Here is a 14,013-nt window from a genome sequence, read left to right as displayed (position 1 = left end):
AAACGCAGTGCAGTATCGACAGCCGTTACGGACTCGGACGAGGCATCGCTTCAATCTCCTCGATCTCACCCGTTTTCTGCACTCGTTCGTACTGTCGCGTCCACGCGTCCTCGGGGAAGAGGTCGTTCCGGTCGAACAGTTCCCGCGCCGACTCGCTTACGCGGTAGAACTTGTACGGATAGCCTCGAACCCGCGTTCCGGGTTCGACCTCGAGTTCCTCCAGGACCCCGACTTCCTGCAGCCTCTTGAGGTGGCGGCGAATCGCATCCGCCTCGAGGCTGGGATTCATGTAGTCCAGTTCTTTGACGCTCGGCGCGCCCTTCGGGTGACCAACGATATCCGCGAGGAGGTTCGCACGAGTCCTATCCGTCGATTTCTGGAGGGCAAGCCACGTGTTGAACCCGTCCGTGGGCCCTCGCTCACCGCCGTCGGTTGGTTGCGTCGTTTCCGGGTGCATAGTAGACACTACGGTGGCATCTCTCATAAACACTTGGTCGATAGAATCAACTATTTCAGTAACCGTTTCAAAAACAGTTCGTTGAACAGTACCTATATTAGTTGTCCGACTAATCCTGAAATAGCGTGACGATTAGCGAAGACCTCCCGCGAGACGAACCGATCGATTCGTCCCTCGACGGCGTCGATTCCGACGAACTCGTCGACGACGATCAGTTACAGCCGACACCCGAACAGCACGAACAGTTGAAAAACGGGTTACACGGAGATCGGTTCACGGCGATCAAACGTTCGGAACGACGGTATCTGGTAATCGGGCGTGGCGGTGACGACGGTCCCGGAAAGCGCCGAACCGAAGTCTGTACACTCCTCGACGAACGGCGGGCAGCGGCTGCGTTTCGGCTCGAGGACTTCGGCTTTACGGGCGAGGAACTCGAACTGTGGGCGCCCGCCTTCGACATCCTCTCCGAGATGGCGACCCACATCGTCGGGGTCCTCGAGGACTACAACGGCGGGCACGTCTGGGAACTCGGGTACCTGTATCGGTACCAAACTCGTATTCGGGACGCGCTCTGGCTGCTAAAGCGAATCTACGCTAGCGAGGCGGAAACGCGAGAGCACTACGATAACGGTATGGCTGCTTCCCATCTGGCGGCGCTCGAGGAAGCTGCCGATGACCGAGTCATCGAGTGGGAAGCTCCTGTTGACCTCTCGGATGCAGTCGGATCGATTCCGTGAGTAGGCGAGACCACTTGTCTGACTCGTTGTGATAGCGCTGGAGATGAGCTCGGCAATGATACTGTAGCTCGCGTCAGTGAGAGATACCGCTCGTAGCGTGAGTTCCGTCGGTCAAATACGATTTAATATCGCAAAATACGGTTCATCTTGGCGGCGGTGACGATACGACGCACGGCCTGAACAGCAGGTAGAACTGGATAGAACGCCGGGAACGGCCGATCGAACGACGATCGAAGACGAACGTTCTCGGGCGGACCGATCACGACAGTGCGATCCGCACGTCACGACGTTTTTACGTACACACCGGCTACCACGCGCTATGGTGCGGAACGTCGCCGGATTACTTCCGGAACTCGAGACCGAAGACTTCTATCTCCTATCGGGGGTCGAGCAGGGAATGCGCTTCTCCGAGTGGGTTCAACGGGAGAAACTCCCGAAGTTCTCGAGCCTGACCGAGGAGGAAGTCGACTACCGGCTCGAACGCTGTCTCAAACGAGGGTTGGTCGAGAAGAAAACGATCCAGTACGAGGGCTACACGCTCCAGTTCGAGGGGTACGATATCCTCGCGCTGCGAGCGCTCGTCGAGCAGGACACGATCAGCGAGTTCGGCTCGCCGCTGGGCGTCGGCAAAGAGAGCGACGTCTACGAGGTCAAATCCTACAAGCCCCACGCGCTGAAGTACCACCGCGAGGGGTACACGAACTTCCGGGAAGTCCACAAGGAACGGGACTACACATCGGACAACGAACACGTCTCCTGGATGTACACCGCCCGGAAAGCCGCCGAACGGGAGTACGACATCTTAGAGGAGCTGTATCCCGACGTCTCGGTTCCCCGGCCGATCGGTCAGAACCGCCACGCTATCGTCATGGAGAAGATGGAGGGCGTCGAACTCTCGCGAACGAAACTCGAGGACGCACAGGTCCTCGGCGTTCTCGACCTGCTCGTTCGTGAGGTCGCGCGCGCGTACGAAGAGGGCTACGTCCACGCGGACATGAGCGAATACAACGTCTTCGTCAGCGAGGACGGCGTGAAAGTGTTCGACTGGCCCCAGGCGGTCCCGACCGATCACGAGAACGCCGACGAGTTCCTCCGGCGCGATCTCACGAACATCGTGGGCTACTTCCGGCGGAAGTACCCCAAGCACGTGCCCGACGAACTCGAGAGCGACGACGTCGCGGAATCGGTCGCCGACGGATCGTTCGAGACGGTAACTGACGTCTGATCGGCGTCGGAAATCGGTAAAAACGGATGTTGGTGAATCGAACTGTTCTCAGGCCGGCGTCCCGGCGGCACCGGGTCGCGGCTCGGCTTCCGGCGGCTCCTCGAGCGTGTGAAGCTGATCGTACGCGCGAGCGGTGGTGGCGAGAATGTACACCGTGACGACGGCGCCGCCGATCTGAACGAGGGTTGTCCCGACAACCCCGCCGGCCAGAACCGCCGGCACGCCGACGGCGGCGTTGACGATCAGGCCGAGGAAGACGACGGCGACGCCGAGACCGAACAGTCGGAGTCGGCTGCCGCGGGTCAGCCCCCAACTGCTGCGGAACGCCTGCACGAAGTTCTGGTCTTCGACCGCGACGAACACGCTCCAGTAGTAGAGGCTGACGAGGATGAACAGCCCCGGTACGAGCAGGAAGATGCTCCCGATTGCGACGGCGAGGGCGAAGACGATCGCTCCGACGAAGAGGTTGAGCGTGGCCAGCCCGATATTTCTGCGCTGGAACTCACGCGGGATGCTCTCTCGCTCGTCGGAGGCGAACGTTCGCAGCGCAACGATCGCGACGACCAGCGTTGCGATCGTGATGGCGAACGAGAGCAGTCCCGTGGCGACATCGACGAGGCCGATCGCTGGTGCGGTTTCCGCGGCGGGGCCAAGGTTCGTGGGCGCGACGAGGGCGTTCACCACGGCAAGTACGGCAAATACGGCGACGAAGATGAGTCCGTTCCGCTCGCGGGTGCGGTCGAATCCATCGGTCATCGCGTCGATGATGCTGAAGACCATGCATATAGTACGCGCCCCGAGAAGATATAGTTATATTAACATATTCAGGCAATCAGGACAATATCGGCGGAGAAAGCCCCTCGAGGGCGTGTGAACGGTTTCGACTAATCGGACTCGAGCGACTGCACTCGTAACGTCAACCGCATATCGATATACAGAATAGCTCCTGTTGATTCGGCGCCGCGGCGACGGTCGCCGTCGCTCGGCCGAGGTCGCGTGGATGGTCGGACGATGGCTGTAGCTGTGTGCTATCGACTAGCGCCCCAGTCCCTCTTTTCGACGCCGAGCGCGTTCCCGGAGTTCGAAGCCCTTATACTCGAGAGTTGGGTAGACTGTCGTAGACTCGCTGAGTCGCGGGCATCAGCGGGCACCTGTTCGGCGACGACGCCACCACAGGTCGGGATGTGATCCGCGGGGATCGGCCCCGGTCGGGATTGAACCAAGAAACGCCCGCGGTGATAGCTATGGCAAAAAGCTTCTACTCCCACATCAAGGACGCATGGAAGGACCCCGACGACGGTAAGCTCGGGGAGCTGCAGTGGCAGCGAAAACAGGAATGGCGAAAGGAAGGCGCAATCGAGCGAATCGAGCGCCCGACCCGCCTCGACAAAGCCCGCGAACTCGGTTACAAGGCCAAGCAGGGCATCATCGTGACCCGGGTCTCGGTCCGCAAGGGGACCGCCCGAAAGGAGCGATTCACGGCCGGTCGCCGATCCAAGCGCCAGGGTGTCAACCGCATCGGGCGGCGCAAGAACATCCAGCGCATCGGCGAGGAGCGCGTCTCCCGCAAGTACCCCAACCTGCGCGTGCTCAACAGCTACTGGGTCGGGGAAGACGGCTCGCAGAAGTGGTTCGAAGTGATCCTCGTGGATCCCGAACACCCCGCCATCCAGAACGACGACGATCTCAACTGGATCTGCGACGACGCACACAAGAACCGCGCGTTCCGCGGCCTCACCAACGCTGGCAAGGCCAACCGTGGGCTCAACAACCGCGGCAAGGGCGCCGAGAAGGTTCGACCGTCGAACAACGGCGGCAAAGGCCGCGGCAAGTAATCCGCTCCGCCGACCGCGGTCGGCTTCACACCACCTGCTTCGATTTTTGGCGACTCGTCCGCACCTCAGAGCGACCGCGCTGCGAGATGCCGTGCAGTTCTCGGACGGTGGACGCGCGCTCCGTGCTCCAGTCTCACCCGCGCGATAGCGGCGACGGACACTAAGTAGCCGTCCGTGGTACGGCGGGTATGCCACGATCACCGGTCGCCGAGTTCACGATCGATCGCGTGCAGGTGCTCGATCAGGAGGGCCGCGTCGACGAGTCTCTGGAGCCCGATATCGACGACGAGCGGCTGCTCGAGTGGTACCGGACGATGAAACACGCCCGTCGACTCGATCGGCGGGTGATCGCCCTCCAGCGGCGGGGCGAACTGGGAACGTACGCGCCGTCGACGGGACAGGAAGCCGCACAGGTGGGGAGCACCGCGGCGCTTTCGGACGACGACTGGACGGTGCCCGCGTTCCGTGAACATCCCTCGGCGCTCGCCCGCGGGCTGTCCGCACAGGGCATCTTCGAGTACGCGATGGGGCTCGAGGAGGGCGGCGAACCGCCCGACGACGTGCCGATCATGCCGCCGTCGATCGCCGTCGGAACCCAGCCGCTCCACGCCGCGGGAATCGGCTGGGCCGAGGCGATGAACGAGAGCGATCGGGTCGCACTCACCTACTTCGGCGACGGGGCGACCAGCGAGGGCGAGGTGTACGAAGCGATGAACCTGGCCGGGGTCTACGAGGCCCAGACGATCTTCTTCTGCCAGAACAACCAGTACGCGATCTCGACGCCGCTGTCCAAACAGACGCGGGCCGCGACCCTCGCCCAGAAGGCCGTCGCCGCGGGTATCGAGCCGATTCAGGTCGACGGCAACGATATCCTCGGCGTCTATCTGGTCACGCGGGAGGCGATCGATCGCGCTCGGCGCGGCGTTCCGACGCTGATCGAGGCGACGACTTATCGCCGGGAGATGCACACCACTGCGGACGACCCTTCGGTCTACCGGACGGTCGAAGAGGAGGAGGAGTGGGAACCGTTAGACCCTATCCTCCGGTTCGAACGCTACCTCCGCGAGCGCGGGATCCTCGACGACGAGACCGTCACGGAGATCGAGAGTGACATCGAAGACGTTCTCGAGACTGACCTCGAGGCGGCCCGGGAGACCGCCTCGAACGCCGATCCCGCGGACATGTTCGAGACGGCCTACGGCGATCCGCCCGAGTACCTCGAGCGCCAGCGCGACGCATTTACCGGCGATTCCAGACGCGAAGTCGCCCCCGCAGACGGGAGCCGGCGCGGCGACGGCGGTTCGGCGGCGACCGAGTCGGGCGTCACCGAGGACGCCGAGCGGTTGAACATGGTCGAGGCGATCCGCGAGACGCTGGGCGCGGAGCTGGAACGAGACGACGACGTCCTCGTCTACGGACAGGACGTTGGGGTCGACGGCGGCGTCTTCCGAGCGACGCAGGGCCTGCTCGATACGTTCCCGGGACGGGTCCACGACGCCCCGGTCGCGGAAGCCGGCATCGTCGGACTCGGCGTCGGCCTCTCGGTGGCCGGCTACCGACCGGTCGCGGAGATCCAGTTCGCCGGCTTCAGCTTCCAGGCGTTCTCCCAGATCCACCAGCACGTCTCGCGGCTTCGGAGTCGCTCTCGTGGCAAACTCACCTGTCCGATGGTGATTCGGGCACCCTACGGCCTGGGCGTGAAAGCCCTCGAGCATCACTCCGAGAGCTACGAGGCCGGTTACGCTCACGTACCGGGACTGAAGGTCGCGATTCCCGCCACCGCGGGGGACGCGGCCGGGTTGCTCCGGTCCGCGATCCGGAATCCCGACCCCGTGCTCTTCCTCGAGCCCATGCCGCTGTACCGGGCCGCCCGACGACCGGTCCCCGAGGAGCACACCGTCCCGCTCGGCGAGGCGCGGGTCGTCGCGGACGGGACCGACGTCACCGTCGTTACCTGGGGGGCGATGGTCCGCGAGGTCGAGGGGGCCGTCGACGCGAGCGAGGTGTCGGCCGACGTGATCGACCTGCGGTCGATTAGCCCGATGGACGCCGAGACGGTCCTCGAGTCGGTCCGGAAGACGGGTCGCTGCGTCGTCGTCCACGAAGCGCCGCGGACGGGCGGCTTCGGCGCCGAGATCGCCGCTCGCATTTCGGACGAAGCGGTCTGGCACCTCGAGGCGCCGATCGAACGTGTCGCGGGCTACGACGTTCCGGTCCCGCTGTTCGGTCGCGAGGAGGCGTACCGACCCGACGAGGCGCGAATTCGGGCGGCGATCGAACGGGTCGCCTCGCAGTAGACGTCGAGTTCCAGCCCTCCGCTGTCCCGAAGCTTATTTCGGAGGACGGTGTAGGCCGACGTATGGTAGACCACGTGCTCGTTCCCGTCGACGACTCGGATCGATCGACGCAGGCCCTCGAGTTCGCCTGCAGGGAGTATCCCGGCGCTCGAATCACGGCGTTGCACGTCCTCGATCCGGGCGATTTCTACGCCGCGACGGGGATCGAAGGCGGTGCGATGGCCAACTACGAGGAGATTCAGGACGCCCACGAGACTCGGGCGGAGGAAATTCTGAAGCACGCACGCGAGGTGGGAGCCGAACACGGCGTCGAGATCGAGACGGACCACATCGTCGGCGGTATCTCGCGGTCGATCGTCGAGTACGCGGACGACAACGACGCCGATCACATCGCAATCGGCAGCCACGGGCGGACGGGTGCGAGCCGTATCCTGCTCGGCAGCGTCGCCGAGAAGGTCGCCCGTCGCTCGTCCGTTCCGGTGACGATCGTTCGGTGACGCGGTCACGCGGCGGGCCGGCGACCCGGAAGCGTCTCGTGAGTGTTATCTGTGTATACTGTTCTCACAGGAGGGCACATACGAACGATTAGGGCGTCCCAGCCACTGCTTCCGTGTATGACCGACGACGGCACCCACGTTGCGTTCGTCTGCGTCCAGAACGCCGGCCGAAGCCAGATGGCGACCGCGTACGCCGAACGCGAGCGCGAAGCGCGGGACCTCACCGACGCGGTCGTGATCCACTCCGGCGGCACGCATCCCGCGGACGCGGTCCACGATATCGTCCGCGAGGCGATGGCCGAGGAGGGGATCGATCTCTCCGAACGGGAGCCACAGCACATCTCCGACGAAACGCTCGAGTCCTGTGACTACGTCGCGACGATGGGCTGTTCGACGCTCGAGCTCGAGGCCGAAACGGACGTTCGCGATTGGGATTTGCCCGATCCCCACGGCCAAGAGCTCGAGACGGTCCACGAGATTCGCGAGGACGTACGTGGGCGTGTGGAGGCACTGTTCGACGAGATCGACGACTCGTGAGGAGTAACTGATCGGAACCGGGAGCACCGCCGCTCCGGGTCTTGCAGCGAAAAAACGCTCCGATAGTCGGCGGACTCGATTACGCGGAGACGGTCTGGCTTTCCCGCTCGGTTTCCGACGGACGAACGTCCAGGTCGGCTCGGAGCGCTTCGATAGCGTCCTCCGGATCGGTCTTGGAGTCGAAGACGCGGTCGAACCCCATCTCGCGGAACAGCTTTCGCGTCTCGTCGAAGTCGTCCTGGCCGACGGCGAGGTTGCCGCCGATGTAGGTCGTGACGTCCTCGAGATCGGCGTCTAACATCTCCTGGTGGAGTCCCTCACAGTCCTGCTCGGCGTGACCGTAGAGCGAGGAGACGAGTACAGCCTCGGCGTCGTGGGCGGTTGCGGCGTCGACGAACTCGTCTTGGGAGGTCTGCACTCCGAGGTTGACGACGTCGAATCCGGCCGCCTCAAACGCTTGTTCCAGGATGGTGATCCCGACAACGTGGGCATCGGACCCGATCACGCCGAGGATGACTGTCTTCGTCATGTTCGTACCTCCACCGAATACGGCGACCACCATAAACCTAATGATTAATAATGTGGCAACGGTTCACACGGTGATAGTCGTGCGATTGGGGCCACTCTGAAAGGGCCAATATTCGATTCGGTCGTCTACGCACGTGCTCGAGGCGAAACCCCACTAGTTAGTTTGAATCGGTGGATTACTGCTCTTCAGTCGATGACGAAAGTCACGATGTGAAAACTGCTCTCGTTGATACGTGCTCGCGAGACGGTCGATCGATCGAACACGACCGCAAACCCGGGAGCAGATATTTCGAGGCGGTTGATAGGCCGCCAAGCGGGGGCGATCAGACGGTCGTCAGCGCACCGATCGGTGCGTCGGTCCGGCCTCGAGCGCGCTCGATGCCGTCCTCGCCCGCGGCGATCAGCGCGAAGACGCCGGCGACGTCGGCGTCGGCGGTTTCGACGATGTCGAGGAGGAGTTCCTGCGTTTCGCCGGAGCGGATGAGGTCGTCGACGACGAGCACTGATTCGCCCTCCTCGATGGCGGACTCGGGGAGGTAGTAGGTGAGTTCGATCCCCGACTGGAGGCGCTCGCGCGCCTCGATGAACTCCTCGACGGCGGTCTCCTTGCGCTTTTTCGCGTAGGCACAGCGGGTCCCGTAGTAGCTCGCGAGCGACGCGGCGAGCGTGATGCCGTCGGTCGCGGCGGTCAACACCACGTCGGGGCGGTCGAACTCGAACCCGTTGGCGACGACGGGCGCGACGAGGTCGAGAAACGGCTGATCGAAGACGGCCGAACTGTTGTCGACGTAGCCCTCGTCGTCGACCCGAATACGGGCCTCGAGTTCCTGCCCGAGCGCCTCTCGGCCGAGGTCCTCGACGACCTCGCGTGCGCGTTCAGTTCCCGGAAGGACGTGCCCGTTGACGTACCGATTAAGGTCGCCCGCCGGAAGACCCGTGGTCTCGGCGAGTTCGTCGTAGGTCCGCGTCTCTTTCAACATCCGCAACACGTCGACGGCCCGCAGCTGAAGGGCGGCCTTCTCGGCTCTGTTCATACAGATATGCACGATTCCGCAACTATGGGTATTTCGATCGAAATCAGTGCTCGAGATCACCACAGACGTGGGTTCGTCTACGAGACGATCGGTAGCCGGTCGTCGGAACGGACGAGGGCTATTTGAGCGCGTGAGAAACGCCAGATCGACGGATAGCGTCGTCAGTCCTGCAGGAAGTCCGGCTCCGTCCGCTGCTCGTCGCGTTCGGCCTCGAGGTGGCTGCGGAACTCCTCGATCTCGACGTCGTACTCCTGGTCCTCAAAGCGGTCGCGCACGGAGATGTTGCCGTCGTCTTCCTCGTTGTCGCCGACGATGATCTGGTAGGGGACGCGGTCGTCGTGGGCCGCGCGGATCTTTCGCTCGAGCGTGCTGTCGCGGCCGTCGACTTCGACGCGGAAGTCGTCGAACTCGTTGGCGACGCGGTGGGCGTAGCCGAGGTTGTCGTCCGAAATCGGCAGCACGCGGACCTGTTCGGGCGCGAGCCAGAGCGGGAAGCGCCCCTCGTAGTGCTCGATGAGCATCATGAAGAACCGCTCGTAGCTGCCGTAGAGCGCGCGGTGGATCATCACCGGCTCGTGCTCCTCGTTGTCCTCGCCGACGTAAGAGAGGTCGAACCGGTCGGGCATGTTGAAGTCCAGTTGGACCGTCGGACCGTCCCACGAGCGGCCGATGGCGTCCTCGAACGCGAAGTCGATCTTCGGGCCGTAGAACGCGCCGTCTCCCTCCTCGAGTTCGTAGTCGAGGTTACGCTTCTCGAGGACGTTCTCGAGCTGTTCTTCCGCCTGCTCCCAGATCTCGTCGCTGCCGACGGACTTCTCGGGACGCGTCGCCAGTGCCATCTCGTAGTCGAGGTCGAACGTCTCCAAGACGTCCGTGATCATGTCCATGATCTCCTCGACCTCGCGTTCGATCTGGTCGGGGCGGATGAACAGGTGGCCGTCGTCGATCGTGAAGGCCCAGACTCGCGAGAGGCCCGACAGCTCGCCGCGCTGCTCTTTCCGATACACCTTCCCGTTCTCAGCGTACCGAATCGGCAGGTCGCGGTAGCTCCAGGACTGGTCCTGGAAGATGGCGGCGTGGCCGGGGCAGTTCATCGGCTTCAGGCCGAACTCGTCGTCGCCGACGTCGAAGATGAACATGTCGTCGGCGTAGTTCTGGTAGTGACCCGAGCGGTGCCAGAGATCCGTCTTGAAGACGTGGGGCGTCTCGACGTAGTCGTAGCCCGCGTCCTGGTTGAGCTCCTCGACGAAGTCCTCGAGCTCCTTGAGGACCGTCTTCCCCGGCGGGTGATACAGCGGCAGTCCGGGGCCGGTGACGTCCTGAATCGAGAACAGGTTCATCTCGTTGCCGATCTTCCGGTGGTCGCGCTTCTCGGCTTCCTGCTGGCGCTCGAGGTAGGCCTCGAGATCGCTCTCGTCCTCGAAGGCCGTGCCGTAGATGCGCGTCTGCATGGTGTTTTCCTCGTCGCCGCGCCAGTAGGCGCCGGCAATTTCCAACAGCTCGACGGCGCCGATCTCGCCCGTCGACTCGACGTGCGGGCCGGCACAGAGGTCCTCCCACTCGCCCTGGCTGTAGAAGGTGACCTGCTGGCCGTCCTCGGCGAGCTCCTCTAAGAGTTCGAGCTTGTACGGCTCGTCGGCGAGCCGCTCTTCGGCCTCCTCGATCGAGACGTCCTCGCGCTCGATCTCGTAGTCCGCCGCGATGATCTCCTCCATTTCGGCCTCGATCTTCGCGAGGTCCTCCTCGTCGACGTCGAGGTTGTCGAAGTCGTAGTAGAAGCCGTCGTCCGTCGGCGGGCCGATGGCGAGTTTGACCTCCTCGGCGTCGAACAGGCGCTCGACGGCCTGGGCGAGGCAGTGCGACGCGGAGTGGCGCATCACGCGGAGGTACTCCTCGGACTGGTCCGTGATGATCTCGAGTTCGGCGCCGTCGTAGGCTGGCTGTTCTTTTGCGACAAGTTCGCCGTCGAGTTTGCCGGCGATCGTGTCGCGGCCGAGACCGGGACCGATCTCGTAGGCGCAGTCCTCGACCGTCGCGTCGGCGGCGACCTCGAGTTCGGAGCCGTCTGGCAGTACAACTACGATTCGTTCCTCTGACTGGGAATCTGATTCTGACATGGGTAGCGCTGTGGCTGGTTGGTGAACTTCTCACAGAAGTTCGGTCGGGCGTCCGCGTGTGCCGCTCGGCTGTGCGTTCGGGCCGACACAGCGAGCGGTAGGTGTGGGTTAGAAGCGGGCGGAAGCCCCTGTAAAGCGGACACCTACCATCGTGAACTCGAATTGTCTCGAGTAGGATAAAAGCCTTCTGATGGTCTGCGGCGACGTTCCGATCCCGTCTCGGGTCCCGCGCTCGCGTCGCGCCGCGCTCGATTTGTCCCGTCGCCGATTACGTCATCCGCTCCGACTCCGCGCTCGGTCCGGACCGCCAATCACGTTACCCGCTCCGACGCCGCATCGTCGATCCGTCCCGACGCCGACTCGACTCGCTCCATCCGACCGTCACTCCGATCTCGTCTCGTCGCCGATATCCTCGAGCGGCGGAACCACGCCGAGTTGCTGGAACAGCCCGAGGGCGTCGTAGCTCGTCCACATCTCGACGATCCGCCCGTCTTCGATCCGGTACTGCTCCATCCCGGACACCGTGACCCGCTCGCCGGTCGGCTCTACGCCCGCGAACTCGCCCTCGTGTGTCCCGCGTGCGGTGTATCGCAACGTGGCGACATCGGTCTCGGCGACGATCGACTCGACCTCGTACTCGACGTCCGGAAACGCCGCTCGGTACGTTTCGACGTACTCCCTGTAGTCGTCGCGTCCCCGCGGTTCGCCGTCCGTCGCTGGATCGTGCAGGACGAAATCGTCGGCGAACAGCTCGTCGATTAGCTCGAGGTTACCCTCGGTCCAGACCTCCTCCGGGTCGCGTCGCACCAGTGATCTCGTCTCTGTCGTCATCGTGGTACCTCGTCCCGTCGGGGCTGCGGATCCGGGTCGCGACGCGCGTTCCGACTCGGCAGCACCCGAAGCGGTCCGGACGACGTACGCCGAATCGAGCCGTAAAGGGCGTCCCTGCAATGTGCGACCGGCGTGTGAGATCCGGGCCATCTGGTGTCCGAACCGCGCACCCACGTAGCCACCTACTGCGGCGGCGTGTCTCCGTCTCCGTCGCTGTCTGCTCCGTCCGACTGCGAGGCGTCGTCGGTTACGAGCAGCGCGCCCGCGATGCCGACGACCGCCACGACCGCACAGAGGATCATCGCGCCGTCGAAGCCGTAGACGAACGCCTCGCGGACCACGTGCTCGACCTCGCCGGCGGCGCCGGGCGCGAGCTCGCGGAGTTTCGCCTCGGCGGCGCTCGAGCCCGAGAGCAGCCCGCGGATCTCGCTGCGGTCCGACGCGTCGAGGGACGCACCGGCGCCCTCGAGCAGCGTTTCGAGCCGCCGGTTCTCGAGGGTCTTGAACAGCGCGCCGCCGATCGCGACGCCGAAGACGACGCCCAGCATGCGGACCATACCCAGGATCCCCGAGGCCGCGCCGGCCTTGGCGTCGGGAACCGCGGCCATCCCCGCGGTGCTCGAGACGGAGTACGCCACCCCGAGTCCGACGCCCATGATCGCGAGCGCGACGAGGACGAGCGCGAGGCCGCTCGTCGGGGTGAGAAACGCCAGCAGCAGGAACGATGCGGCCATCAGCGCCATGCCGCTGGCCATCGCCGATCGGGCGCCGATCCGCTCGCTGATCTCGTTCGACTTGATCTCGAAGGCGACCAGCGGGACGGAGAACCCGAGGAACACGAGCCCCGCGTGCAGCGGCGAGTAGTGCAACACGTTCTGGAGGTAGAGCGTGAGGAAAAACAGCAGCGCGCCGCTGCCGAAGTTCGCCGTGAAGCCGACCGTGTTCGCCCCGAGGTAGCTGCGGTCGCGAAACAGTGCGAGGTCGATCAGCGGATCGCGGAGGCGCGATTCGGCGACCACGAACAGCGCGAACAGCGCGACGGACCCGACCAGCAGTCCGATCACGAGCGGCGACGTCCAGCCGGCGGTGTCGCTCTGCTGGATGCCGAGCACCAGCGCCGCGAGCGCGGCGGTGACGGTGACCAGTCCGACGAGATCGACGTGGCGTTCAGCGGTCTCGTCGCGCGACTCGGGGACGGCCGCCAGCGTGATGACGACCGTGATCGCGGCGATCGGGACGTTGAAGAAGAAGAACCACCGCCACGAGAGGGCCTCCGTGAGCGCGCCGCCGACGAGCGGGCCGACGGCCAGTCCGAGGCCGCTGACGGCGGCCCACATCGCGATTCCCTTCGCGCGCTCGTCCGGCGGAAAGGCGTTGCTGACGATCGGCAGCGAGGCCGCGAAGAACGCGGCGGCGCCGAAACCCTGGATGATGCGCGCGCCGATGAGCCACCAGTCGGTCTGTGCGAGACCGCACAGCGCGGACGCGCCGGTGAAGACGCCGATTCCGGCGAGCAACACGCGGCGCCGACCGAAGATGTCGGCGAGTCGGCCGAACGCGACCATCGACGCCGCAAAGGAGAGCAGGTAGGCGTTGATCGTCCACTGCAGACCCGTCGTCGAGGTGCCGAGATCCTGACCGATCGTCGGGAGCGCGACCGTGATGCCGTTGAAGTCGATCGTGACGAGCACGATCGCTAGCCCAGTCGCAGCGACCACCCACCACTTCCGGTTCTCGTCGGTGATCCACACCCGTCCGCGGAGGCGCCGCGGCGCCCACCGTCGCACCGTCATGTGCTGTCTCTCTCCAGTCACCGACTCGTTTACCTGCGGTTGCTCGTCCGTTACCATCTCGTTCACCCGACTCGCGACAGAATCAGCGGGTCCGCGATCCCGAGGGAGTCACATCTCTTACGCTC

The 14,013-nt window shown here is 64.3% G+C and carries 13 protein-coding genes; 6 read left to right on the top strand and 7 right to left on the bottom strand.

All coding sequences use genetic code 11. The annotated features are described in order from the left end of the window. Positions 1-25: 25 nt before the first annotated feature. A complete protein-coding gene (locus ACSFDB_RS07590; protein ID WP_440770410.1) occupies positions 26-457 on the bottom strand; it encodes a helix-turn-helix domain-containing protein in 432 nt (143 codons plus the stop codon). A gap of 125 nt (positions 458-582) precedes the next feature. Between ACSFDB_RS07590 and ACSFDB_RS07585 the strand changes: the two genes are divergently transcribed. Together ACSFDB_RS07585 and ACSFDB_RS07580 are read left to right on the top strand one after the other, a co-directional pair. Further along, complete coding sequence (locus tag ACSFDB_RS07585) at positions 583-1,194, top strand: aminopeptidase (protein ID WP_440770409.1); 612 nt, start codon at positions 583-585, stop codon at positions 1,192-1,194. Positions 1,195-1,513: 319 nt separating this feature from the next. After that, on the top strand, positions 1,514-2,419 hold the full coding sequence (locus ACSFDB_RS07580; protein ID WP_440770408.1) for a serine/threonine-protein kinase RIO2: 906 nt from the start codon (positions 1,514-1,516) through the stop codon (positions 2,417-2,419). A 48-nt stretch (positions 2,420-2,467) separates the two neighbouring features. On the opposite strand, the gene ACSFDB_RS07575 is transcribed toward ACSFDB_RS07580, so the two are convergent. Then, positions 2,468-3,199 carry a DUF7847 domain-containing protein gene (locus tag ACSFDB_RS07575; protein ID WP_440770407.1) on the bottom strand — a complete coding sequence of 244 codons (732 nt, stop codon included), beginning with the start codon at positions 3,197-3,199 and terminating at the stop codon, positions 2,468-2,470. A 464-nt stretch (positions 3,200-3,663) separates the two neighbouring features. On the opposite strand from ACSFDB_RS07575, the gene ACSFDB_RS07570 reads away from it, so the two are divergent. The 4 genes from ACSFDB_RS07570 (at position 3,664) to ACSFDB_RS07555 (ending at position 7,585) form a co-directional block, all read left to right on the top strand. Beyond that, positions 3,664-4,254: a 50S ribosomal protein L15e gene (locus ACSFDB_RS07570; protein WP_006090230.1), complete on the top strand. Its 591-nt coding sequence runs from the start codon at positions 3,664-3,666 to the stop codon at positions 4,252-4,254. A gap of 188 nt (positions 4,255-4,442) precedes the next feature. Further along, positions 4,443-6,551, top strand: a complete 2,109-nt coding sequence (gene pdhA / locus ACSFDB_RS07565) for a pyruvate dehydrogenase (acetyl-transferring) E1 component subunit alpha (protein ID WP_440770406.1) — start codon at positions 4,443-4,445, stop codon at positions 6,549-6,551. 62 nt (positions 6,552-6,613) lie between these two features. Beyond that, positions 6,614-7,048 (top strand): universal stress protein, encoded by a 435-nt coding sequence (locus ACSFDB_RS07560; protein ID WP_440770405.1) that lies wholly within the window; start codon positions 6,614-6,616, stop codon positions 7,046-7,048. A 117-nt stretch (positions 7,049-7,165) separates the two neighbouring features. Then, entirely contained in the window at positions 7,166-7,585 is a 420-nt protein-coding gene (locus ACSFDB_RS07555) for an arsenate-mycothiol transferase ArsC (RefSeq protein WP_440770404.1), read from the top strand. Between the two features lie 79 nt (positions 7,586-7,664). On the opposite strand, the gene glmS is transcribed toward ACSFDB_RS07555, so the two are convergent. The 5 genes from glmS to ACSFDB_RS07530 form a co-directional block, all read right to left on the bottom strand. Further along, a complete protein-coding gene (gene glmS, locus ACSFDB_RS07550) occupies positions 7,665-8,114 on the bottom strand; it encodes a methylaspartate mutase subunit S (protein ID WP_090303148.1) in 450 nt (149 codons plus the stop codon). Between the two features lie 322 nt (positions 8,115-8,436). After that, entirely contained in the window at positions 8,437-9,147 is a 711-nt protein-coding gene (locus ACSFDB_RS07545; protein ID WP_440770403.1) for a phosphoribosyltransferase family protein, read from the bottom strand. 161 nt (positions 9,148-9,308) lie between these two features. Then, complete coding sequence (gene thrS, locus ACSFDB_RS07540) at positions 9,309-11,264, bottom strand: threonine--tRNA ligase (RefSeq protein WP_440770402.1); 1,956 nt, start codon at positions 11,262-11,264, stop codon at positions 9,309-9,311. Between the two features lie 381 nt (positions 11,265-11,645). Then, positions 11,646-12,095 (bottom strand): ester cyclase, encoded by a 450-nt coding sequence (locus tag ACSFDB_RS07535; protein ID WP_440770401.1) that lies wholly within the window; start codon positions 12,093-12,095, stop codon positions 11,646-11,648. Positions 12,096-12,277: 182 nt separating this feature from the next. Next, a complete protein-coding gene (locus tag ACSFDB_RS07530) occupies positions 12,278-13,888 on the bottom strand; it encodes an MFS transporter (protein ID WP_440770400.1) in 1,611 nt (536 codons plus the stop codon). Between the last annotated feature and the right edge of the window lie 125 nt (positions 13,889-14,013).

It is taken from the genome of Natronorubrum amylolyticum (genome assembly GCF_052040145.1).
Lineage (GTDB): Archaea > Halobacteriota > Halobacteria > Halobacteriales > Natrialbaceae > Natronorubrum.
The sequence above is the reverse complement of the archived record's forward strand: the minus strand, read 5'-3'. Positions and strand labels throughout refer to the sequence as shown.

Bases quoted from the DNA above. Each gene is read 5' to 3' on its own strand.
- ACSFDB_RS07590 (WP_440770410.1), bottom strand. From the start codon at position 457: ATGCACCCGGAAACGACGCAACCAACCGACGGCGGTGAGCGAGGGCCC.
- ACSFDB_RS07580 (WP_440770408.1), top strand. From the start codon at position 1,514: ATGGTGCGGAACGTCGCCGGATTACTTCCGGAACTCGAGACCGAAGAC.
- ACSFDB_RS07575 (WP_440770407.1), bottom strand. From the start codon at position 3,199: ATGGTCTTCAGCATCATCGACGCGATGACCGATGGATTCGACCGCACC.
- ACSFDB_RS07570 (WP_006090230.1), top strand. From the start codon at position 3,664: ATGGCAAAAAGCTTCTACTCCCACATCAAGGACGCATGGAAGGACCCC.
- pdhA (WP_440770406.1), top strand. From the start codon at position 4,443: ATGCCACGATCACCGGTCGCCGAGTTCACGATCGATCGCGTGCAGGTG.
- ACSFDB_RS07560 (WP_440770405.1), top strand. From the start codon at position 6,614: ATGGTAGACCACGTGCTCGTTCCCGTCGACGACTCGGATCGATCGACG.
- ACSFDB_RS07555 (WP_440770404.1), top strand. From the start codon at position 7,166: ATGACCGACGACGGCACCCACGTTGCGTTCGTCTGCGTCCAGAACGCC.
- glmS (WP_090303148.1), bottom strand. From the start codon at position 8,114: ATGACGAAGACAGTCATCCTCGGCGTGATCGGGTCCGATGCCCACGTT.
- ACSFDB_RS07545 (WP_440770403.1), bottom strand. From the start codon at position 9,147: ATGAACAGAGCCGAGAAGGCCGCCCTTCAGCTGCGGGCCGTCGACGTG.
- thrS (WP_440770402.1), bottom strand. From the start codon at position 11,264: ATGTCAGAATCAGATTCCCAGTCAGAGGAACGAATCGTAGTTGTACTG.
- ACSFDB_RS07535 (WP_440770401.1), bottom strand. From the start codon at position 12,095: ATGACGACAGAGACGAGATCACTGGTGCGACGCGACCCGGAGGAGGTC.
- ACSFDB_RS07530 (WP_440770400.1), bottom strand. From the start codon at position 13,888: ATGACGGTGCGACGGTGGGCGCCGCGGCGCCTCCGCGGACGGGTGTGG.